The sequence below is a fragment of the Fontibacillus phaseoli genome, assembly GCF_003337355.1.
GTDB classification, from domain to species: Bacteria; Bacillota; Bacilli; order Paenibacillales; family Paenibacillaceae; genus Fontibacillus; species Fontibacillus phaseoli.
This window is the reverse complement of the sequence record NZ_QPJW01000003.1, coordinates 266,056-287,522: the sequence shown is the minus strand read 5'-3', so window position 1 is coordinate 287,522 and position 21,467 is coordinate 266,056. Positions and strand designations below refer to the sequence as shown.

Annotated in this window: 15 protein-coding genes and 1 pseudogene; 11 read left to right on the top strand and 5 right to left on the bottom strand. The window is 51.2% G+C overall.

Annotation, left to right across the window (positions count from 1 at the left end; genetic code table 11):
- Positions 1 to 953: 953 nt before the first annotated feature.
- Positions 954 to 1,229 (top strand): KGG domain-containing protein, encoded by a 276-nt coding sequence (locus DFP94_RS11460; RefSeq protein ID WP_114496609.1) that lies wholly within the window; start codon positions 954 to 956, stop codon positions 1,227 to 1,229.
- Between the two features lie 99 nt (positions 1,230 to 1,328).
- Here the strand turns inward: DFP94_RS11460 and DFP94_RS11455 are convergent, their stop codons facing one another.
- The gene (locus DFP94_RS11455) at positions 1,329 to 3,023 is read right to left on the bottom strand and encodes a methyl-accepting chemotaxis protein (RefSeq protein ID WP_114496608.1); all 1,695 of its coding nucleotides are present in this window, start codon (positions 3,021 to 3,023) and stop codon (positions 1,329 to 1,331) included.
- Between the two features lie 160 nt (positions 3,024 to 3,183).
- Here DFP94_RS11455 and thpR point away from each other — a divergent pair, with 160 nt between their 5' ends.
- Both thpR and DFP94_RS11445 read left to right on the top strand, forming a co-directional pair.
- Positions 3,184 to 3,774, top strand: a complete 591-nt coding sequence (gene thpR, locus DFP94_RS11450; protein ID WP_114496607.1) for an RNA 2',3'-cyclic phosphodiesterase — start codon at positions 3,184 to 3,186, stop codon at positions 3,772 to 3,774.
- A gap of 183 nt (positions 3,775 to 3,957) precedes the next feature.
- On the top strand, positions 3,958 to 4,773 hold the full coding sequence (locus tag DFP94_RS11445; protein WP_181873103.1) for a cell wall hydrolase: 816 nt from the start codon (positions 3,958 to 3,960) through the stop codon (positions 4,771 to 4,773).
- A gap of 4 nt (positions 4,774 to 4,777) precedes the next feature.
- Here DFP94_RS11445 and DFP94_RS11440 read toward each other — a convergent pair whose 3' ends face one another.
- The gene (locus DFP94_RS11440; protein WP_114496605.1) at positions 4,778 to 5,944 is read right to left on the bottom strand and encodes an MGDG synthase family glycosyltransferase; all 1,167 of its coding nucleotides are present in this window, start codon (positions 5,942 to 5,944) and stop codon (positions 4,778 to 4,780) included.
- A 289-nt stretch (positions 5,945 to 6,233) separates the two neighbouring features.
- Here DFP94_RS11440 and DFP94_RS11435 point away from each other — a divergent pair, with 289 nt between their 5' ends.
- From DFP94_RS11435 to gltB, 3 genes are all read left to right on the top strand, one after another.
- Positions 6,234 to 6,812, top strand: coding sequence for a TetR/AcrR family transcriptional regulator (locus DFP94_RS11435; protein ID WP_114496604.1), 579 nt, complete (start codon positions 6,234 to 6,236; stop codon positions 6,810 to 6,812).
- Between the two features lie 73 nt (positions 6,813 to 6,885).
- The gene (locus DFP94_RS11430) at positions 6,886 to 9,066 is read left to right on the top strand and encodes a YhgE/Pip family protein (RefSeq protein WP_114496603.1); all 2,181 of its coding nucleotides are present in this window, start codon (positions 6,886 to 6,888) and stop codon (positions 9,064 to 9,066) included.
- Positions 9,067 to 9,459: 393 nt separating this feature from the next.
- A complete protein-coding gene (gene gltB / locus DFP94_RS11425) occupies positions 9,460 to 14,055 on the top strand; it encodes a glutamate synthase large subunit (protein WP_114496602.1) in 4,596 nt (1,531 codons plus the stop codon).
- 338 nt (positions 14,056 to 14,393) lie between these two features.
- On the opposite strand, the pseudogene DFP94_RS11420 reads toward gltB, so the two are convergent.
- Positions 14,394 to 14,723 (bottom strand): annotated as a pseudogene (locus tag DFP94_RS11420) (phosphatidylglycerol lysyltransferase domain-containing protein); the annotation flags it as partial.
- A gap of 343 nt (positions 14,724 to 15,066) precedes the next feature.
- Here DFP94_RS11420 and DFP94_RS11415 point away from each other — a divergent pair.
- The 5 genes from DFP94_RS11415 (at position 15,067) to DFP94_RS11395 (ending at position 19,737) form a co-directional block, all read left to right on the top strand.
- Complete coding sequence (locus DFP94_RS11415; protein ID WP_114496600.1) at positions 15,067 to 15,807, top strand: hypothetical protein; 741 nt, start codon at positions 15,067 to 15,069, stop codon at positions 15,805 to 15,807.
- 213 nt (positions 15,808 to 16,020) lie between these two features.
- On the top strand, positions 16,021 to 17,250 hold the full coding sequence (locus DFP94_RS11410; protein ID WP_114496599.1) for a phosphoenolpyruvate hydrolase family protein: 1,230 nt from the start codon (positions 16,021 to 16,023) through the stop codon (positions 17,248 to 17,250).
- Positions 17,251 to 17,382: 132 nt separating this feature from the next.
- Positions 17,383 to 18,594: a Tm-1-like ATP-binding domain-containing protein gene (locus tag DFP94_RS11405; RefSeq protein ID WP_114496598.1), complete on the top strand. Its 1,212-nt coding sequence runs from the start codon at positions 17,383 to 17,385 to the stop codon at positions 18,592 to 18,594.
- 29 nt (positions 18,595 to 18,623) lie between these two features.
- Positions 18,624 to 19,454, top strand: coding sequence for a phosphoenolpyruvate hydrolase family protein (locus DFP94_RS11400; RefSeq protein ID WP_114496597.1), 831 nt, complete (start codon positions 18,624 to 18,626; stop codon positions 19,452 to 19,454).
- Between the two features lie 79 nt (positions 19,455 to 19,533).
- On the top strand, positions 19,534 to 19,737 hold the full coding sequence (locus DFP94_RS11395) for a hypothetical protein (protein WP_245954739.1): 204 nt from the start codon (positions 19,534 to 19,536) through the stop codon (positions 19,735 to 19,737).
- Between the two features lie 198 nt (positions 19,738 to 19,935).
- Here the strand turns inward: DFP94_RS11395 and DFP94_RS11390 are convergent, their stop codons facing one another.
- Together DFP94_RS11390 and DFP94_RS11385 are read right to left on the bottom strand one after the other, a co-directional pair.
- Entirely contained in the window at positions 19,936 to 20,346 is a 411-nt protein-coding gene (locus DFP94_RS11390) for a bactofilin family protein (RefSeq protein WP_114496596.1), read from the bottom strand.
- Positions 20,347 to 20,378: 32 nt separating this feature from the next.
- Positions 20,379 to 21,365 carry a M23 family metallopeptidase gene (locus DFP94_RS11385; protein WP_245954737.1) on the bottom strand — a complete coding sequence of 329 codons (987 nt, stop codon included), beginning with the start codon at positions 21,363 to 21,365 and terminating at the stop codon, positions 20,379 to 20,381.
- Positions 21,366 to 21,467 lie beyond the last annotated feature (102 nt).

Below are 21,467 nucleotides of genomic sequence, written 5' to 3'. Positions count from 1 at the left end.
CGAAAGTTACCAGAACCCAATCACCCGCACACCGAGCACGAGAGTTACCAGTACCCAATCACCTGCACACCGAGCACGAGAGTTACCAGTACTTAATCACCACACACCGAGCACGAGAGTTACCAGTACCTAATCACCACACACCGAGCAGGAAAGTTACCAGAACCCAATCACCCGCACACCGAGCACGAGAGTTACCAGTACCCAATCACCTGCACACCGAGCACGAGAGTTACCAGTACTTAATCACCACACACCGAGCACGAGAGTTACCAGTACCCAATCACCTGCACACCGAGCACGGGAGTTACCAGTACCCAATCACCCGCACACCGAGCACGAGAGTTACCAGTACCTAATCACCCGCACACCGAGCAGGAAAGTTACCAGAACCCAATCACCCGCACACCGAGCACGAGAGTTACAGAACCAATCACCCGCACACCGAGCAGGAAAGTTACCAGTACCCAATCACCCGCACACCGAGCACGAAAGTTACCAGAACCCAATCACTCGCACACCGAGCACGAGAGTTACCAGTACCTAATCATCACACACCGAACATGAGAGTTACAGTACCCAATCACCCGCACACCGAGCACGAAAGTTACTAGTAACCCCGTATTCACGTAATCAGCGAGGAACACAAATTCTCCCAGCAACCACTGTTCTCTAAGCATATTCCGGCAAGGTGAGTGGCAATTGAGGATCCATGCAAGTTAAGTGCAAAAAAGTTGCCTTACTGGGCGAATATCTATGCGTTGCCGGCATGATCAGGTTCTGGAATTGATCCTTGTTATTCATTGAAATGAGGGCGCTGGCTAGGCCGGTGCACTGCTTTCTGTCCTGGTTTTGCGTGAAGAAAAAGTTGTTTTGATTCGTAGAGAGGGGGTAATACAATAGCGTACCGGAGAGAACGGTACCTTCCAAACAACGATAAGGAGTGATTTCAAATGGCAAACAACAATCGAGATGGCAGAATGAGCCGTGAGGAAGCCGGTCGTATGGGTGGAGAGACAACGGCGAAAAATCAAGATAAAGATTTCTACCAGGACATCGGCCAAAAAGGCGGGGAGGCAACTTCACGCTCCCACGATAAAGATTTTTATCAAGAAATCGGCCGAAAAGGCGGCGAAGCGCCTGGGAATTCAGACGGCGGTGACGGCAAAATGAGCCGGGAAGAGGCTGGCCGCAAGGGCGGCGAGGCACGGGCGCGTCAGCGGAAATAATATAGTTTCAATGCGGTGCGGAAGCTGCGATACTAATCTATAAAAAACGCCTCTCATCCTTAACGGATGAGAGGCGTTTTGTTTTCGTGTAGTCTAAACCTACACCTTGAAGCGTTCGATCAAATGGTGCAGCTTCTCCGCCAGATCGGAGAGCAAAGTGGCGGAAGCATCGACTTCCTGCATGGCAGCGAGCTGCTCCTGGGAAGCAGCGGACATGGTTTGGGTACCATCCACCGTTGTATTGGCAACATTCACGAGTTTTTCCACAGCTTCAACAATCAATTTGGAGTTCGCCGACAATTGACGTACGGTCTCACCGACGTTTTCAACAGCTTCTGCTGAGTTTCTGGTGGATCTTTGAATTTCCTCGAACGAATTTCCGGCATTGCCTACAAGATCAGCTCCCAGCTTCACTTCATGGGTAGCCGATTCCATCGTATCTGCTGTCAATTCCATCTGATTAATGATGAAGGCGATCAGTGCTGCGATCTGCTTGGCCGATTCCGCGGATCGTTCCGCGAGCTTTCGGACGGAGGATGCTACGACCGCAAAGCCGCTGCCCTGTTCGCCGGCCCGGGCGGCTTCGATGGCGGCATTGATCGCAAGCAGATTCGTTTCCGCCGCGATTTCGGTGATGATATCGACAATACTTTGGATTTCCTTGGAGTGGCTGCTTAGTTGCTGGATGCTCGTAGAGAGCGTCACAATTTTATCCTCGATGGTGTTCATTTGCTTTACTCCAAGATGAATCGATGTTACCCCTTTTTTTGCGGCGGATGCGGAAATCTGCGCTTCTTCCGACACGTTGTCGGCAGTAGTTACGATCCGGCTGATAAAAGAAGACATTTCCTGCAGTGCCGCAGAGCTTTCTTCCAGACTTTGCAGTTGTTTCTCAGCACCTTCCGCAAGTTCCTGGGTGATGTAAACGTTTTGCTCACTGGATTTTCCCGTTTGTTCGGCACTGGCTGACAGCTCTTGGGAAGAAGAGGCTACCTGCATGGATGTTTCGTTGACTTCGGTAATCAGTTGACGCAAACTTACCGTCATATTGCCGAAGTCTCGCGCCAAGGTGCCCACTTCATCTTTACTGGAGATGGTCAAAGGCTGAACGGTCAAATCCCCTTGGGCCACCAAATTAACTTGGCGGGACAGACGCTCGATCGGGCGAACCATCCGGTGAATAAACAGGTAGACCGCAACAATCGCCAGCAGGAAAACGACCCCGCCAATGATAAACGGCAGCGCGATGATATCCCAGACCCGTTCCTGGATGATCGAGGCATCGAAGTTGATCGCCATCAGCGCAACGATTTCCTTGGTCGGATCATGGTCTTTATAAATGGGGCCATAACCCGTCAGGAGGCCGACTCCGTCATAGGTGTATACTTTTGTATAAACGGAATGTTTCATGTGCATAATCATATCGCGATCTTTTTCGGAAAAGTAGAACTCATCACCGGCCTTGTAGCCGCGTTTCTTTATATTTTGGTCTGCGGCGAGGATTTTGCCGTCTAAAGAAAGAATAAATACTTCCTTGAACAAGGACTTGTGATTGACTGTCCAGTTGAGACGTTCCTCAAGCGCTCCCAGATCGGAGGTATCGCCTTGAGTCAAACGTTCGATAATTCCCGGATCCACAAGACCTGTCGTGATGTTTGCGCAGCCCACCGTTTCGACGCCCACGGCCTCTTCCACTTGATGGTAGGCAGTCTGGTAGCTGAATACACCAATGATCGCACTGACAAGTAGGAGTACTCCTACAATGCCGGCGGTTATTTTTCTAGCGAATCCCATAGTCATTCCCCAATCATATTAGGTTTGTTGCCGGTACCTGCTGTAAGGTCTAAATCACATTATAGCTTACGAATGTTTTAGGACTTTATTACCTTAATCATTCAAAATGTGACAAAAGGATGAATTGTTTTATCATTTACTACATAGGAGGTACTGTTTTATGGAAAAAATTATCGAATCTTGGCGCATTTTTATAGCCATCCCACTCCCTGAGGCGATTAAACAAGCCCTATCCCAATGGACTGAAAAACAAAAGGGGGCTTTGGAATTCGTCAAGTGGGTAAATCCCGCAGATTATCATATTACGGTTCAGTTTCTTGGCGATGTTCCCCGGAACAGAATCGATGCCATTAAGCAACGGCTGGCTGAGACGGCGAAGGGGTTGAACGGGTTTTGCCTTCATGCTAAGGAGATCGGCATTTTTGGGCGTGCTTCGAATCCGCGCGTTCTCTGGGCCGGCTTAGACGGGGAGCTGGACAAGCTTCAATCGCTACAACGGAGCGTGGCGGAAGCTAACCGGGACTTAGGATTTCTCCCCGAAGATCGTCCGTACAATCCTCATATTACCTTGGCGCGGAAATACAAGGAGGAGCGAAAGCTCGGGCCGGAGCCTTTAAACGCTAACCCTCCGGATTTTGGAGAATGGGCAGTGGATGCCATCGTCGTTTATCGTACGCGAATGGGTAAAACGCCTATGTACGAAGAGGTTTTCAGAGCCCCCTTAACTTCCGGCCAGACTGTAAGCCAGTAACTTCTCCCCGGCCTCTCCTTAGCCTTCCGTCCTTCGGAAGGCTTATTTTGTTGAAAAAAATAGTCTTTTGTTATTCAAACCGCTTTTTTTCGGTTACATAGATGAAAGAATATGTCATCCCGCGTGAAGTCCTTAAATAAGGATGCTAATTAATAGAGAGAAATGTCGGGTAGGAGGTCACTTATGCATATTTTTCGGCAAAACCGTTACGTCGCGCTCCTTGTAGGAGCTATTCTTGTTTGTCTTGGCGCCATTTACTTGCTTGGGCAAAATTCGGAAAAGGAGAGCACGAAAAAGCGTGAATTTTCCCATTATCAGAATTTCCTGAACGCGGACCTTGCGGTAAAGACCGTTTCATTTACGCAGAGCGGAACAGTGACGCAAAATGAGAAGCAATTTCTGCCATTTTTAACGACGTTGGAATTAAAAAATCGGGTCATCGATACCGGCATCAGAAGCTCGGAACAGCTTCATGAACTTGCTGAAGAGGTGCTTTGGCTGCGTAAACAGACGCCAGCGCCAACAATTAAAGAGTCTGCTCCGGATAAATTCAATCCCCCCACCCAATTATTCTTCACGCGTACAGAGCTGCTAAGCCATGAAGATAAGGAAGAGGCTACATGGACGTACGCTTTGAATGAAGAAGAGCTGCTTCTCCTGCAAAAAATCGTCATGGCAGAAGCAGAAGGCGAACCGTACGAAGGCAAAGTGGCAGTTGCCAATGTTGTCTTAAACCGGCTACGGTCCGCTAATTATCCCGATACGATTAAGGATGTTATTTATCAGAAGTCGCAGTTCAGTCCGGTCCGCAACGGCCGGCTAAAGAAGGTTAAACCGAGCAAGGACACGATTCATGCGGTGAATGAAGCGCTGAACGGGCGAAAAGAAGTATCGGACGATACTTATTATTTCCTGTCCCTGAAGCTGGCCAAGGATCTCACGATTGCCCGGACCAAGGACAAGGCGCATGTGATCGGCAATCACACCTTTTATAAATAACCGGCTAGTTCGCCGCCTGTCTGCCGTGTCCATGGACATACGTTTGATCCATGGGGGATAGCAGATCTGCAATTTTTCGGGCGCAACGGTCGGGCCGGTAAAAGGAAGTATCCGGATAGGTTCTGATCTTGGAAAATCCGCCGCCGATTTTCCGTGCGGTGCTTATTTTGCCGAACCACAGATCGAGAATTTCTGCCGAGGATAATTCATCCCCGCAGCCGATTTTGATGAAATACTCACGATTCTTATCCTCCTGTCCGGGAATGGATTCGTAGAACAACATATGGACGCCTTTGGCCAACCCTTCGGTACAGGTCATTCCGCCGGGCTTCGTTATCAACAGGTCGGAGGCATCCATCCATTTGCTGATTTCCGAAGTGTAGCCAAGCACTTTGACATTGTGATGCTGCAGTTCGGGATGGCCCCGCAGCTTGGCGGCTAGCTTCTCATTACTGCCCAGGCAGTATACGATCTGAATTTTTTCTTTCCATTGTGATAACCTGGCCATAAGTTCGTCTTTAAAAAGCAGGCCCCATCCGCCGCCCATGATAAGGACGGTGGGAATGTTTGTGAGCCCGAGTTCGCGTCTGACGGAAGCCTTATCCTGACGACTCCAGAATTCGGGATGAACGGGAATGCCGGATACCTGGATTGCCTCAGGCTTTACCCCCCGCTGGATCAGCAAGCTCCGGACTTCGGGAGTGGATACGAAATAGCGGTCGACCTCCGGACTGATCCATGAACCGTGGGCATCATAATCCGTAATCAGCGTGTAAAGAGGAACGTTGAGCCCGGAGGACTTCAGCCTTGAAATGACGGCTCCCGGAATGGGATGCGTACAAATGATCAGATCAGGACTCATTTGCCCGATCACCCGGGCAGCGTGATTGTAGAACAATTTATGAAGCGCAAGCCGGGCGAGGCGTCCAACCGGCTTTTCGTATTTTTTACGATAAAACATCCCTACAAGCGCGGGGCTCGTGTTTACGGTGACCCGGTAAGCGGATAATATCCATGGGGCTAGCGTCGGATTAAGCACGGAACCAAGTTCCAACACTTGCGTGCGTATTTGCGGGTCCACTTTTTTTAGTCCGGCTGCCAGCGCATGAGCAGCCTGGGTATGGCCGCTACCAAACCCCTCCGATAAGATCAGCACTTTTTTGAACGGCATGAGATCACCCTTTTCATAATCTGAATTTGCGGGAACGATGCATTTCTCGTAATTTCAGTTTATTTTTTTTTGCTGCTGGAAAAAAGAGACTGGGGACTGGTCTGAGGCTGGACTTAAGTCGGGACTGTAAACTGAAAACAGGATGCAAGTCGCTATGAAAATTACTGAAAAAAGAACTTGCAATGTGATAAGGGAAGTGATAAAGTGATGATTGACCAAATGACCGAAATTGATTTTTAGTCATTTCTGTTGAAAAGCCACATATGATACGGTGAAGGAGGTGTTCGAAATGGCTGTGGTGGATCGCCGCAAGCAGGTCATCGCGGCTGCGGAGAAATCTTTCGCGCTGTTCGGATACAAGGCGACGACGATGGACCACGTGGCGAAGATCGCTAATGTTGCCAAAGGGACGATCTATACGTTTTTTACAAACAAGGAGGAGCTTTTTGATGAGATTCTCCGTTCGGTCATCCTGGAGATGAAACGGATTTCGGAACTGGAAGTCCGGGACGACAGGCCGTTCTTCGAAAATTTGTATCACAGCATGGATTCGCTTCTGGAGTACCGGGGTGAGCATGAGCTGTTGATCAAGCTGTTTCAGGAAGTCCGTGATTTTGGAACTCCCCAGGCCCGGGAAGGACTTGAGAAAATCGAGAGCGCGATTCTGAATTATCTGGAAAAGCAGGTGGATCGTGCCGCGCAGCGGGGAGAGATCCAGGGCCTTGATCCAAAGGTATTGTCTTTCGTCCTTTTAAAGCTCTACATTGCGCTGACTTCGGACTGGAACAAGATTCACGATCCTTTGAGCAAAGACCAGATTAAGGAATTCATCCGCCGCTTTTTATCGGGCGGGCTTTCACCGGCATAATGACTCGGGCCTTGAAGGAGCCTGGACGGTAGAACAAGAGAAATAGACATATGGATACAAGGAGAGAATCAACATGAAATCAATGTCGGTATTTTTTAAGGACCTGCTTACTTCCTTCAAAAAACCAAAAGTAATTATCCCGATCATTGTCGTGCTGTTCATTCCCGTTTTGTACAGCGGAATGTTTCTGGCGGCGTTTTGGGATCCCTACGGTAAAATGAATGAAATCCCGGTGGCCGTAGTCAATCAGGACACAGGGGCGCAATATGAAGGGAAGTCGCTTCAGGTCGGTAAAGACCTGGTGGAAGAGCTTAAGAAGGGCAATGACTTCTCATGGGAATTCGTCTCCCGCGATGAGGCGGAGGAAGGGATGAAGTCGAACAAGTATTACATGACGATCGTCATTCCAGACAATTTCTCCTCCCAAGCGACCACGCTGATGGATGAAAATCCTCGGCCGGCACAGCTGGTTTATGAACCAAATGAAGGCTACAACTTCCTGGCTGCCCAAATCGGCGGCACGGCGGTAAAGGAAATCAAGTCGAAGGTATCCGCCAAAGTAACGGAAGCCTATACGGAGACCTTGTTTGATCAAGTGGAAAAAATATCCGGAGGCTTGGGCGATGCAGGTACAGGCGCCACTACGATTAACGACGGAGCGGTTCAACTGGATGAAGGCGCCCAAACGCTGAAAGAGAACCTTTCCAAACTGGTTGCTGGAACAAACAAGCTTGAAAACGGGATAAGCCCGCTTCAGAAGGGTGCAAATTCCCTTAGCCAAGGGGCCGCGGATTTGAAAACCGGAGCCGATACGCTAGCTGGCGGTTTGGATCAATTGGCCGCTGCGGAAAAACAATTGGAGCGCGGAGCCGTGAAAGCTCACGATGGCGGTGTACAATTGAAAAACGGACTTGATGCTTCGGTGGAAGGAGCCAACAAGCTCAAAGCCGGACTGACGTCTTCGGAGGAAGGCAGCTCCAATCTTGTAGCCGGCCTGGAATCTACGCTCCAAGGGAGCACAAAGGTGACTGAAGGAGCCAGGGGCGTAGCTCAAGGCCTGGAACAGCTTGCAAAGGCAAGTCCTGAGCTCGGGCAAAATCCGACGGTTCAGCAATTGATCGCAGCCAGCAAAGCGGTAGCTCAAGGCAGCGAACAAGTACAGCAAGGCCAGGAACAACTGCTGCAAGGCAGCAAGGACCTGCACGGTGCACAACAGCAACTGCTGCAAGGCAGCGAACAGTTGGCCCAAGGCCAGCAGCAACTGGCACAAGGGGCTTCGCAGTTGACGGCCGGACAAGAGGAACTGAACGGCGGTCTGAAGCTGTTCGGCGGCAAGCTGTCCGAAGCTGCGGCAGGCGGCGAACGGCTGGCCCAAGGCGCAAGCAAGCTCAGCGCCGGGGCAAAACAGATCGAAGGCGGCATGGGCCAATTGTCCGGCGGTGTCAAAACGCTGGCAAACGGCTCCAAGCAGTTGGACGAGGGCGCCGGAGAGCTTAAAAACGGAATGGATAAGCTGGCCGAAGGTTCCGGAGAACTGGCAAGCAAGCTGAATGATGCCGCAGAGCAAACTTCCGGGGTCAAGAAAACCGACAAGCTTGTTAATATGTATGCGGAACCTATTGAAATCAGCGAGCAAAAGATGAGTGAAGTACCGAACTACGGTACGGGTTTTGCTCCTTACTTCCTCTCCCTCGGCTTGTTCGTCGGCGCATTGATCTCGACGCTGGTCGTACCGCTTCGCGGAACATCGGTGGAGGGGGCAACCGGTTGGAACCGGTTTGTTAGCCGGGCCCTTTCGTTTGGGGGCATGAGCCTGGTCCAGTCCCTGCTTGCAACGATGCTGACTTTATACGGTTTGGGACTGGAAGTACAGAGTGTTCCAATGTTCTATCTGTTCAGCTTCGTCACAAGCCTGTGCTACATGTTCATCATTCAGGCACTGGTTACATGGTTGGAAAATCCGGGCCGCTTCCTGGCGATTCTGATTCTGATTTTCCAATTGACCACCAGCGCAGGCACGTTCCCGCTGGAATTGATTCCGAATTGGATGAAGGCATTCAATCCGATTCTCCCGATGACCTACAGCGTCAGCGGCTACAAAGCGGTCGTATCGACGGGCGATTTGAGCCATGCTTGGCAGCAACTTGGCGTACTGGCCGGCTTCGGCGTTGTCTTCCTGGCGATTACGCTCCTCTACTTCCTCACTCATAAGCACAGCGATGATGTAAGTGCAGAAGCGAGCATGAACGCTTAAATTAGTGTCGTAAAATGAGAGAACCTGCAAAACCACCTAAGAAGTGGCCTTGCAGGTTCTTTTTCTATGATGCAAGCCTAACGCTTTATCACGAAGCGGGCGTTCTATCATCAAGCTGTCGATCCGTTGTTCTGTACCGGATGGAGGGGGAGGCAGGTTCCCGCGCCATTTTAGTTTATTAATAAAAAAGCCGAATCTGGTATGTTCAGCCAGGGGGAGACCGTTTTCAAAGTGAATGTACTTGATTCCTTCTAAAATTTATTAGCATTAGTGCAAAAGAAAGAGAAGATAGTGCAAAAACAGTCGAAGCGTTTTCCGTTAGAATAAAAATACTAAATAAAACCCGTCGTTTACAAGGTGACTTACTTTATTTATAGAAAGGTTGCGCTGAACATGAAACACACAGTTATACCACCAAAGCAGGGACTCTACGATCCCGCCTTCGAAAAAGACGCCTGCGGAATGGGTTTTGTAGCCCATATCAAAGGCAAGGCTTCGCACGCTATCGTTAGTCAGGCGCTCACGATGCTGAGCAATATGGAGCACCGTGGGGGACAGGGAAGCGAGCCGAATTCCGGGGACGGCGCAGGTATATTACTGCAAATCCCGCACCGGTTTTTTACCTCGGAAGCGAAGAAATTGGGATACCAACTTCCGGAAGCGGGACAATACGGAGTCGGAATGCTGTTTTTGCCGCATGATGCGGCAGTCCGCAGCCGGCAAGAAGCCGAATTGATCCGGATCGTGGAAGAAGAGGGGCATAAAGTGATCGGTTTCCGGACCGTCCCGACCCGGGATGATATGCTCGGTAAATCGGCGAGAGAAGCCAAGCCGTTCGTCCGGCAAATTTTCATTGCCCGCAGCGGAAACCTTCTGACCGATTTGGATTTTGAGCGCAAGTTGTATGTAATCCGGCGCCGGGCGGAGCTTGCTATCCGTTATGGCGGTGCGGAAGAGGGCGATGCTTTTTACGTTTCCAGCATGTCCTGCCGCAAAGTCGTATATAAAGGAATGCTCACGACGGAGCAGGTCGGGCAATTCTATCTTGATCTGAAGGATGAAACCCTGGAATCGGCTATAGCGCTCGTCCACTCCCGTTTCAGTACGAATACGTTTCCGAGCTGGGAACGCGCGCATCCTTATCGATTCATGATTCATAACGGCGAGATCAACACGCTTCGCGGCAATGTGAATTGGATGCATGCCCGGCAGTCGATGTTCGAGACGGAAGCCTTCGGCAGCGACCTTGAAAAGGTGAAGCCGGTAATTAATCCGGATGGTTCGGATACGGCGATGTTTGATAATACGTTCGAATTTTTATATCTGAGCGGTCGTTCGCTCCCGCATGTCGCTATGATGATGGTGCCGGAGCCATGGAGCAACCATGCCGAAATGGATGGGGACAAAAAGGCATTCTATGAATACCATAGCGCCCTGATGGAGCCATGGGACGGGCCTGCAGCCATGGGCTTTACCGACGGAATCCAGATCGGGGCGATTCTTGACCGGAACGGACTGAGACCTTCCCGTTATTACGTAACCAAAGACGATCTGATTGTACTCTCCTCCGAAGTAGGCGTACTGGACATTCCCGCGGAAGATGTGTTGTACAAAGATCGTTTGCGGCCAGGACGCATGCTTCTCGTCGATACGAAAGAAGGAAGGATTATTTCGGACGAGGAAGTCAAAGCGTCGATCGCCAAGGAGAATCCTTACCGCGAGTGGCTGGATGAGCACATGGTAGTCCTTGAGGATCTCCCGGAAGCGCCGGAGCTGCCGGCGGAACGCCATGAGAATATTTCATTGCGCCAGATGGCGTTCGGATACAGTTTCGAAGATTTGCGCAAAGTGTTCGAACCGATGGCGCTGACGGGTGCGGAAGGCATTGCCTCCATGGGATACGACGCACCGCTGGCCGTACTGTCGGATCGGCCGCAACGGCTTTACAATTATTTTAAGCAAATGTTCGCCCAAGTAACGAACCCGCCGATCGATGCGATCCGGGAGGAACTTGTTACTTCTACGGCTACAATGATCGGCCCTGAACGGAACCTGCTGAACCCGGAACCGGAGAGCTGCCGCCAAATCCGGCTGGAATCCCCGATTCTGTCGAATGAGGATTTCGCCAAGCTGCGCCACATTCGCCGTCCTGGATTCAAAGCGATGACCATTCCGATTTTGTTCCCTGCGGATCAAGGTGCGGAAGGGCTGCGCAAGGCGGTCGATACGCTCTGCGAAGCGGCGGACCGCGTTATTGCCAAAGGCCATAACGTTCTGATTTTGTCCGACCGTGGTGTAGATGCAGAGAATGCTGCCATTCCTGCCTTGCTCGCCGTGTCGTCGCTGCATCATCACCTGATCCGGGAAGAGACGCGCACCAAGGTCAGCATTTTGCTGGAATCGGGAGAACCGCGAGAAGTGCATCACTTCGCTTTGCTGCTAGGTTACGGTGTGAGCGCGGTGAATCCGTATCTTGCCTTCGAGACGCTGGATGACATGATCAGCCAGGGGATGCTGCAAGGGATTTCCCACCAAAAAGCCGTATACAATTTTATCAAGGCAGCTACTAAAGGCGTCATCAAAACATTGTCAAAAATGGGAATTTCCACGATTCAATCTTATCGTGGCGCACAAATTTTTGAGGCGGTCGGACTTAAGGAAGATTTCGTAAACCGGTACTTTACCTGGACACCTTCGCGAATCGGCGGGATCGGCCTCGATGAGGTTGCCAAAGAGACGCTTAGTCATCATTTCCGTGCTTTCTCGAATCTGGACGGCAATGATCGGGTGCTCGATTCCATCGGGGAATATCAATGGCGGAGCGACGGCGAAGAGCATTTGTTTAACCCGCAGACGGTTCATTTGCTCCAGCAGTCGGTACGCACCGGGGATTATGGAATTTATAAAAAATTCTCCTCTATCGTTCAAGGGGAAAACGAGAAATATTTGACGCTCCGTTCGCTGCTTGATTTGAAACCTGCCGGGCCGAAAGTACCATTGGAGGAAGTGGAATCGGCGGCATCGATTATGCGCCGCTTCAAGACGGGGGCCATGTCCTTCGGTTCGATCAGTAAAGAAGCGCATGAGACGATAGCGATTGCGATGAACCGCATCGGCGGCAAGAGCAATACCGGTGAAGGCGGGGAAGATCCGGCCCGCTTTGTACGGGATGACAACGGGGATTCGCGCCGCAGCGCGATCAAACAGGTCGCCTCGGGCCGGTTCGGCGTAACATCGCACTATTTGGTCAACGCCGATGAAATTCAAATCAAGATGGCGCAAGGCGCAAAACCGGGTGAAGGCGGCCAGCTTCCGGGCAAGAAGGTATACCCTTGGGTAGCGGAAGTCCGTGGATCGACGCCTGGCGTCGGCCTCATCTCGCCGCCGCCGCACCATGACATTTATTCGATCGAAGATTTGGCTGAACTTATATTCGATCTCAAGAATGCGAATCCGCGGGCTCGCATTAACGTGAAGCTGGTGTCCGAAGCGGGTGTCGGCACCATCGCGGCCGGCGTGGCCAAAGGGCGCGCGGACGTGATCCTCGTGAGCGGCTATGACGGCGGAACCGGGGCATCGCCACAGAGCTCGATCCGCCATGCAGGGCTTCCGTGGGAGCTTGGATTGGCCGAGACGCATCAGACCCTGATGCTGAACAATTTGCGCGACCGCGTTGTTCTTGAGACGGACGGCAAGATGCTCACCGGACGGGATCTGGCTGTAGCGGCATTGCTCGGCGCCGAAGAATACGGCTTCTCCACGGCACCGCTCGTGGCGGTCGGCTGCATCATGATGCGCGTCTGCCAACTGGATACTTGTCCGGTCGGCGTGGCCACGCAAAATCCGGAGCTGCGCAAAAATTTCACGGGTGATCCGCAGCATGTCGTCAATTTCATGACGTTTGTAGCCGAAAATCTCCGTGAATGGATGTCCGAGCTCGGCTTCCGCAGTTTGGAGGAAATGATCGGACGCACAGATTGCCTGGATACGTTCAAAGCGATCGACCATTGGAAGAAGAAGGGTGTCGATCTGTCATCTTTGCTGCATATGCCGAAGGTGCCTGAAGGCAGCAGCCGGTTCTGCACACGCCAGCAAAACCATGGTCTCGAAGAGACGCTGGACCTCACGCATCTCCTGGGCCTGGCGGCGCCGGCGCTGGAACGCGGCGAAGCCGTCAGTGCGGTGTTGCCGATCTGCAACGTGAACCGGGCTACGGGCACGATCCTCGGCAGTGAAGTGACGCGCATTTATGGCGCGGCAGGCTTGCCGGAGGATACGATTACGTTCCGGTTCGAGGGATCGGCGGGACAAAGTTTCGGCGCCTTCGTGCCGAAGGGCATGACGCTGACGGTGGAAGGCGACGCCAACGACTATACCGGCAAAGGTTTGTCGGGCGGCAAGGTGATCGTGAAGCCGTCGCCGCGGGCGACGTTCGCGGCCGAGGAGAATATCATCGTCGGGAACACCTCGTTTTACGGGGCGACCGGCGGGGAAGCCTACATCCGCGGCATCGCCGGCGAACGGTTCGCGGTCCGGAACTCCGGCGCGAACATCGTCGTTGAAGGCGTAGGAGATCACGGCTGCGAATACATGACCGGAGGACGCGTCGTCGTCCTCGGCGGCACGGGCCGTAACTTCGCGGCCGGGATGTCGGGAGGCATCGCGTATGCGCTCGATTTGCACGGTGACTTCATTAACCGCTGCAACCTGGAGATGGTGCTGCTGGAACCTGTGGCCGACCCGGCGGAAGTCGACCAGCTCCGCACGCTGATCAGCCGCCATGTCCTGTACACGGACAGCGTAGTCGGCCGCCGCGTACTGGATAACTGGAATGAGCTGCTGCTGAAATTTGTCCGCGTCATTCCGAAGGATTACAAGCGGATGCTGGAGCAAATCCGCAAAGTGGAGAACGAAGGCTTGAAAGGCGAAGACGCCCTTCTCGCCGCATTCGAAGCCAACACGCGGGAGCTAGCCCGTTCCGGCAACTAAATAACAGGCGCTCAGCGCCGCCCCTGTCATGTATTTGGCGAGGGCGGCGCTTTTTTTGGCCGTATCATTCTCGTCGAGGAATGCCAAACATGTAATTCGCAAGGAATTAACAGGAAAACCTCCCGTTAATTCCTCCCGGAAATGTCTCAGGGAAAAATTAACGGGAAAGAGTCCCGCTAATAACGAGGATATAAGCCGCAAGGTGCCGAATCGCCCGAATTAGCTGGAGAAATTCCAGGTAAATGGGGCCCGTGCGGGAAATCATACGCAATTAGCGGGAGGAATTCCCGTTAGTTGTGTTAGATTCCAGGGTGGTCACCCTAGAACAGCTATCATCTCTAGGCTTTTTTCCCCCTTGCTTCACGAAACGCTATGCGCAGGGCTGCTTCTGGCGAGCTTTCGGGTGCCGGCGTATGGACCATATACATCCAGGAGAGCCAGCGAGCGACATGGAGGAGGAAGACGGATACACCTTCTCTCCATCCCGGGGCGAATTTGTTCTTGTAATCGTAAAGCCCTTTAAAGTTATACCAGCGGTTTCCGAATTGGTGGATCCATCTGGCGATCAGCAGATCGCTCACGTTCGTCAGGGGAGCTTCCCAGACTGCATAATGATGCGCTTGAGCCCATTTGAACAGGGTGGCGAAGAGGACATCCATCGTCCCATGGGGGCATGCATTCGAGTTGTATCAAGTCGACGGTAAGCTGCCGGGAAACCGTGACTTTCCCCGAGACCGGGAGAAGAGGCGGGTCGACGCCGATCGAAGTGAGGGCTTCGTATGCTCCGTCCGGTCCGACCAATAAAGCCACAGGAAAACGGCTATGTATTCACGGTCAAAATCTTTAAGCCATTAAAGGCATCGCTTAGATCAGATATTTTTTTAAAAAACGAATAAGTATTTAGATAGCGCAATTTTAACTTTATTCGTAAATAATGTTAATGATATGTCATTTATCGGTTTATTTGCTCTGATATAATTTCTGCTAGGTGGACGAAAGGAGATTATAGGGTTGAAAAAAGAGCTTGGTGTATTGATGTTTTTGAGTGTCATTTTGCTTTCAGGATGTGGGTCAGATAAGCCTGAAACAGTTTCGCAAGTAACGGGTGAGTCTCCCGGTAAACAAGTAACAACACAGCCGGTGCAAGATACGGATGCGAAATTGCTTGGGTCTTCAGAGGATGAAAAAGTTAAATTTTATACTAAAACCGATGGGGTAACACTAGACATTAACGGTAATAAAAAAGACTTTTCTTGGAATGTCCCTGTTGATACTGGAACTGCCCCACAGGTATTTTATACGGATGTTACAGGCGACGGAAAAAAAGAAGCCGTAATTATCATCCAGACTGGGCGAGGAACAGGATTGAACAATTATGATATTCATGTTGTTAACGCCGAGGATCTATCCGAGTTTAAAGTCCAAAGCTATGAGGAGATTGTTGCCGAGCAGCTTGAAACGCATGTTGCTAAAAAGGGTGACGGAGCGTTAGCAATTTCAGTTAAAACACAAGGAAAAGAATATAACTTCAATTATGGGTTTGATCCAGTGCCGGATTACAAGCAAGATAGCCTTGCTTTTGGTGGTGTATATATTTATTCATTGGAGAATCAAAAAATAAAATTAAACCTCGGGGGAGCTGTGGCCGGGTCTACCACATATGTGTGTGATTTCAATGTCACTTATAAATACGACAGTGCCAAGCATGAATTTGTTGCGGATCAAATTACAGTTAACCCTATTGAAAAATAGACAAAAAGCTTGTCCTACTTTTTTGGCAATCTTCGGATGGTTTCCGGCAAATTAACCTAAATGCTATAGCGGAAAGAAGATATAAACACATAAAATAAATATAGGATCACATATTATTTTACAATATCTGGATGTATGATCATGTTGTAAAAGGGCGAAATTTGTTGAATAATCTGATGGATTTGTTTGTTTGGCATAAAAGGAGGTGTCGCCATGCAAATATCAAGACAGGAAATACTCAAGCGGCTACATGCCCAAATTAAGGTCAATGGACATATTATAGGTGTCGCTGCCGGCAGCGGCATGACGACCAAATACAGCGTTTTGGGCGGAGCAGATATTATTCTGGCCCTCAGTGCCGGACGCTTTCGACAGATGGGACGGGCGTCTTTGGGATGTTATCTTTGTTATTCCGACAGCAATGAAATCGTAATGGATTTTGCCTCGCGCGAGTTGATGCCCCTTTTGCAGGATACCCCGATTTTATTTGGGCTGAACGCTACGGATCCCGGGATTTCCCTCCCGGAATACATTTTGCATATCAAAAAATCCGGCTTTGACGGGATCAACAACTGGCCCACCGTCGGACTCATAGACGGAAAGTTTCGCGAGGCGCTGGAGGAAGAGGGAATCTCGTATCGCCAGGAAATCGAGGCTATCCGCATCGCTCATGAGCAGGGGCTGTTTACCCTGGCCTTCGTCTTTGATGCTTGGCAGGCGGAGCAAATGTTAAAGGCCGGAGCAGACATTATATGCGCTCATTTGGGGCTGACGACCGGCGGCGTGTTGGGCGCGAAAAAAGTGCAGTCGTTGGACAGAGGGCGGGGGGATGCCCAACAGATTTTTGATGCCTGTAACCGAATTCGTCCGGAGGCGATTAAGATGGTCTACGGCGGTCCGATCAAATCTCCCATCGATGCCCGCTACTTTTATGACAACTCTGCTTGCCAGGGCTTTGTAGGCGGCTCTTCCTTCGAACGGATTCCGGCGGAAAAGGCCATTTTGAACACGACCAAATCCTTTAAAATCGCTCAAAGCGCCGAGGAAGAGAACAGCCTCATGAAGGTGCTGAACGGACAAGCTCAAGACTACGATTATGTGGAGTTTATCAAAGAACATATCATCAACCAGTATGATGAACCCATCCTCCTCAGCGAGCTGGCCTTGGCGGCCCATGTGTCGCCTTCCTATTTAAGCGCGAAATTCAAACGGATCGTCGGTTGCAGTTTTACGGAATATCTAATCAGGTTCCGGATGAACAAGGCGGGGGACTTTCTAAGGGAGACCGACATGCCCGTGGGAAAGGTAGCGGAGTTGGTCGGCTATGGAGATTATTTTCAATTCACTAAAATGTTCAAGAAATATAAAGGCACGACGCCCACCGGTTATCGAAAAGGCGCCTCGCCGAAAGAAATGCGGCGGGCGGAGCGAAATCTAACATAAACACAAAAACAGCTTACATCAAACAATAGCAAACTTTCCGTCAAGCCGTACAATTAAATTATCATTTCTGAAAGCCGTTACAAAATTAACGGCGGACAGAAACCAGATCATTTCAGGAGGTGTTTTTAATCAATGAAAACCGTAGCCATCGTGGGGACCTTCGACAGCAAGGGGAAGGAATTCCTTTACTTAAAAGAGTTGTTTGCGGAAATCGGCTTTAACACCTTGACCCTGCATACGGGAACCTTTGAACCCGCCTTTGTTCCCGATGTCTCCAACGAGGAAATCGCTGCCGAGGTCGGCGAAAATCTGCGGGAACTAGTAGCCCAAAAGGACCGGGCTCGCGCCACAGCAGCGATGGCCAAGGGAACCGAAAAGATCGTTCCCCGGCTTTATCAGGAAGGTAAGTTCCAAGGCATCATCTCCTTGGGCGGCTCAGGCGGCACTTCGATTATCACACCAGCGATGCGGGCTCTGCCCATCGGCGTACCGAAAATCGTGGTTTCTACCATGGCTTCCGGGAATACCGAACAGTATGTAGGCACGAGCGACGTGATTTTAATGCCTTCGATTGTGGATGTGGCTGGGCTCAACTCCATTTCCACCAAGATTTTCAGCAATGCGGTCTTTGCCATGGCGGGCATGCTGAAGCATGAAGTTACGAAAGTAGAGAAAAAGCCATTGGTTGCCGCCACCATGTTTGGGGTCACGACCCCCTGCGTAGAAACCGCGAAAGCCTATTTGGAGGAGCAGGGTTATGAAGTGCTGGTCTTCCATGCTACCGGTACCGGTGGGCGTACGATGGAGGATTTGGTGCGCAGCGGTTATTTCCAAGGCGTGCTGGATTTGACGACGACCGAATGGTGCGACGAGCTGTTTGGCGGCGTGCTGAATGCCGGGCCTCATCGCAGCGAAGCCGCCGGACTTTGCGGCGTGCCGCAGGTAGTTTCCGTGGGAGCTTGCGATATGGTTAACTTTGGGCCCATTGACACCGTGCCTGAGCATTACAAGAACCGTAACTTTTACAAGCATAATCCATCGGTCACCTTGATGCGCACTACCGCCCAGGAAAATAGAGCCGTTGGCGAGAAATTGGCGGAGAAGCTGAATTTGGCTAGCGGTGAAAGCGTTTTAATATTGCCGTTGAAGGGCGTTTCCATGATTGACGCCGAAGGTCAGCCTTTCCATGGCCCTGAGGAGGACCAGGCTTTGTTTGATGCTTTAAGAGCCAACTTGGATACCAGCAAGGTGGAGCTCTGCGAATGGGATGCACATATTAACGATGACTCGTTCGCGCTTGCCGCCGCCAAAAAACTTATAGCCATGATGGAGAGCAAAGCATAAAACAATCACAGGAAAAGGAGATATAAAACATGAATACGATGACCAGAAGTGAAATTATTGCCAAATTCAAAGCAGAGGTGGACGGCGGAAAAATCCTCTTGGGCGTAGGCGCCGGCACCGGCATTACCGCCAAGAGCAGCGAAGCGGGCGGCGCGGATATGCTGATTATTTACAACTCCGGCCGTTACCGGATGGCCGGCAGAGGTTCTTTGGCGGGGCTTCTCGCCTATGGCGATGCCAATGCGATCGTGGTCGAGATGGCTTCCGAGGTGCTGCCTGTTGTGAAGAACATCCCGGTGCTGGCCGGCGTTTGCGGTACCGACCCGTTCCGCGTCATGGACATTTACTTAAAGCAATTGAAGGATACGGGCTTTAACGGCGTGCAAAACTTCCCGACGGTGGGCCTTATCGACGGCGTGTTCCGGCAGAACCTGGAGGAAACCGGCATGGGTTATGACCTGGAGGTGGAAATGATCCGCAAAGCGCATCAGCTGGACCTGCTGACCTGCCCTTATGTCTTTGACCCGGATCAGGCCAAGGCGATGGCGGAAGCCGGTGCTGATATTTTGGTGGCTCATATGGGTCTTACCACGAAGGGCACGATCGGCGCGAAGACAGCGCTCACCCTGGATGATTGCGTCGTAAAAATCAAGGATATCATTGCCGCAGGGCGTGCCGTCCGGCCGGACATCATGGTCATTTGCCATGGCGGCCCGATCGCCGAGCCGGCGGATGCTGCTTATATCATGCAAAATATCCCCGACATCGACGGCTTCTTCGGAGCTTCCAGCATCGAGCGTTTTGCCGCGGAGAAGGGGATCCGGGAGCAGTCCGCCGCGTTTAAGGCCATTTCGAAATAAGAAAAAGGCGGAGAAGTCCAGACTATATTATACCGACTCGTAATATAATGATGGATAAAGTGAAGCGAGGAGGGGGGATATGGACTTCGATACCATAGATCAACTCAAAAGTGAACCGGATTCTCTCCGGCCCTTGCCGGCAGCAGCCGTCAAAAACCTGGAGAAGTCTATCGAACCGAATGGACCTATCACTACTCGAATGCGATCGAAGGAAACACGCTGCGTGAGCATTTTGAAGTCGTCAATCATTCCGAAGCTATTGATTATGTTCAAGGTATCGTAAACCGCAAGATAGAATTAACCGAGTTCGTGATTAAGTCGCTTCATCATCTTGTGTTCTGTTGCGGTAATGGCGTCCATCCTGGTGGTTCTGGCGATTCTGTTCGGCATGCTGTTCTCGTTAGGGAGCTCGCCAAAAGAACAAAAAGTTCCCGTTGCTCCAAAGAGCAGGCGGGAACTTATTTTATAAGCTTCACTTGGATTACCCCGCTTCAGGCCGCGCCGACTTTTTGGATGCCTTTTCCTTGACAGGAAGCACGGCGGGAGCGACTTTCTCCATCTGACTGGAGCCGTTCAATAGGCCTCCTTCCACGATAATCAGCTTGGCGACGTTGACATTCCCGTCAACTTGACCGCTTCCGGTAATCGTTAACCGCCCGTGGCTCAAAATATCTCCAATGACTTTCCCCGCCACGACGATGTCGGCACCCATAATATTCGACCTTGCTTCACCGGTTTCCCCGACAATGATCTGTCCTAAGCAGTGTATTTCCCCGTGGAATTTCCCTTCAATCCGGAGATTAGCCTCGCATTCAAGTTTGCCTTCGGCGGAACTGCCTTGGCCGATGAGCGTATCCGTAGTGCCTGCCGAAACTTTGCTTTCTTTGAACATCTTTTTTCATCCTCCAAAAGTCATAAAATGGATTACTGCAAATAAGGGAGCGGATCGACGGGCTTATCCTGCTTCACGATTTCAAAATGCAGATGCGGCCCCGTGCTGCGGCCGGTGCTGCCCAAGCTGCCGATTCTTTCTCCTTTGGTCACGGTATCGCCTTCGGAAACGCTGATTTTGCTGAGATGGAGATACCAGCTCTCCAAGCCGCCGGGATGCTCCACGACGATGTACTTGCCATGTGATCCGTCTTTTGCTGTAGTGATCACTTTGCCGGCTCCGGCAGCATAGACGGGATCTCCGGTTTTCCCGGCAATGTCGATACCGGCATGAAAAGAGGCCCGTCCCGTGAAGGGATCGGTTCGGTAGCCGAAGTTGGAAGTGAGCCGTTTGGAAAGAGTCGGCCATTCCGTCGGCGTCCCCGAGAGCGTATATTGGGTTTGCCGGGCTTTTTTCAGGGTGACGGGGACGTTTTTCTCCATTTCGTCAAGCATGATGCTCATCTGGAAAAATTGATCCCTCGTATCCGTGGCCAATTGTTCAATTTCGTTCTCATGGACCGCGATAAATTCGCCGCCGACACCCAGCGGTTCATCCTCGTCCCAAGTCAGGGAGGACAGCTTCCTGAGTTCCTCTCCGGGACCGTATTTGTCAATAAACTTTTGCAGTTCGGTTTCAAGCTCGGTTACCCGCTCCATCCGTTCCATCATCTCCTTGGACTGTCCGGACAAAGCGATGACTTCGTTCTGCAGCCGCTCTATGGCCGCGTCTTTGTCGGTTACGACCGCTTCAAACCGAAGATCCTGGCTTTGAATCTGCCGCTCGAGCTTGCCGATCGTTTGGCTGGACTGAATTTGCAGGCTAATAATCAGGCCGGATATGGATAGCAGGGCGATCAGCGGGACGGCGACAACAAGCGGCTTGGACACATGAAGCTGCTTGACGGGCTGATTCGCATCCCTGAGGACGAGCAGAGTCATCCGGTTAGGGTTCGATAAGCCGATGCTGGCGGTTTTCATGGCGTCTCCTTTCCTCTCAATATGAGATTGCAAATGAAAGCCTTCTATAACTTATCTATTCCTATGACTCTTAAATCATGTCAAAAAAAGCGTCTGATCTGA

Excerpts from the sequence above, each read along its gene's own strand:
- thpR (WP_114496607.1), top strand. The coding sequence starts at position 3,184 with ATGGAAAAAATTATCGAATCTTGGCGCATTTTTATAGCCATCCCACTC.
- DFP94_RS11455 (WP_114496608.1), bottom strand. The coding sequence starts at position 3,023 with ATGGGATTCGCTAGAAAAATAACCGCCGGCATTGTAGGAGTACTCCTA.
- DFP94_RS11385 (WP_245954737.1), bottom strand. The coding sequence starts at position 21,365 with ATGAAAACCGCCAGCATCGGCTTATCGAACCCTAACCGGATGACTCTG.
- DFP94_RS11410 (WP_114496599.1), top strand. The coding sequence starts at position 16,021 with ATGCAAATATCAAGACAGGAAATACTCAAGCGGCTACATGCCCAAATT.
- DFP94_RS11435 (WP_114496604.1), top strand. The coding sequence starts at position 6,234 with ATGGCTGTGGTGGATCGCCGCAAGCAGGTCATCGCGGCTGCGGAGAAA.
- DFP94_RS11400 (WP_114496597.1), top strand. The coding sequence starts at position 18,624 with ATGAATACGATGACCAGAAGTGAAATTATTGCCAAATTCAAAGCAGAG.
- DFP94_RS11445 (WP_181873103.1), top strand. The coding sequence starts at position 3,958 with ATGCATATTTTTCGGCAAAACCGTTACGTCGCGCTCCTTGTAGGAGCT.
- DFP94_RS11395 (WP_245954739.1), top strand. The coding sequence starts at position 19,534 with ATGGACTTCGATACCATAGATCAACTCAAAAGTGAACCGGATTCTCTC.
- DFP94_RS11460 (WP_114496609.1), top strand. The coding sequence starts at position 954 with ATGGCAAACAACAATCGAGATGGCAGAATGAGCCGTGAGGAAGCCGGT.
- gltB (WP_114496602.1), top strand. The coding sequence starts at position 9,460 with ATGAAACACACAGTTATACCACCAAAGCAGGGACTCTACGATCCCGCC.
- DFP94_RS11430 (WP_114496603.1), top strand. The coding sequence starts at position 6,886 with ATGAAATCAATGTCGGTATTTTTTAAGGACCTGCTTACTTCCTTCAAA.
- DFP94_RS11440 (WP_114496605.1), bottom strand. The coding sequence starts at position 5,944 with ATGCCGTTCAAAAAAGTGCTGATCTTATCGGAGGGGTTTGGTAGCGGC.
- DFP94_RS11390 (WP_114496596.1), bottom strand. The coding sequence starts at position 20,346 with ATGTTCAAAGAAAGCAAAGTTTCGGCAGGCACTACGGATACGCTCATC.
- DFP94_RS11405 (WP_114496598.1), top strand. The coding sequence starts at position 17,383 with ATGAAAACCGTAGCCATCGTGGGGACCTTCGACAGCAAGGGGAAGGAA.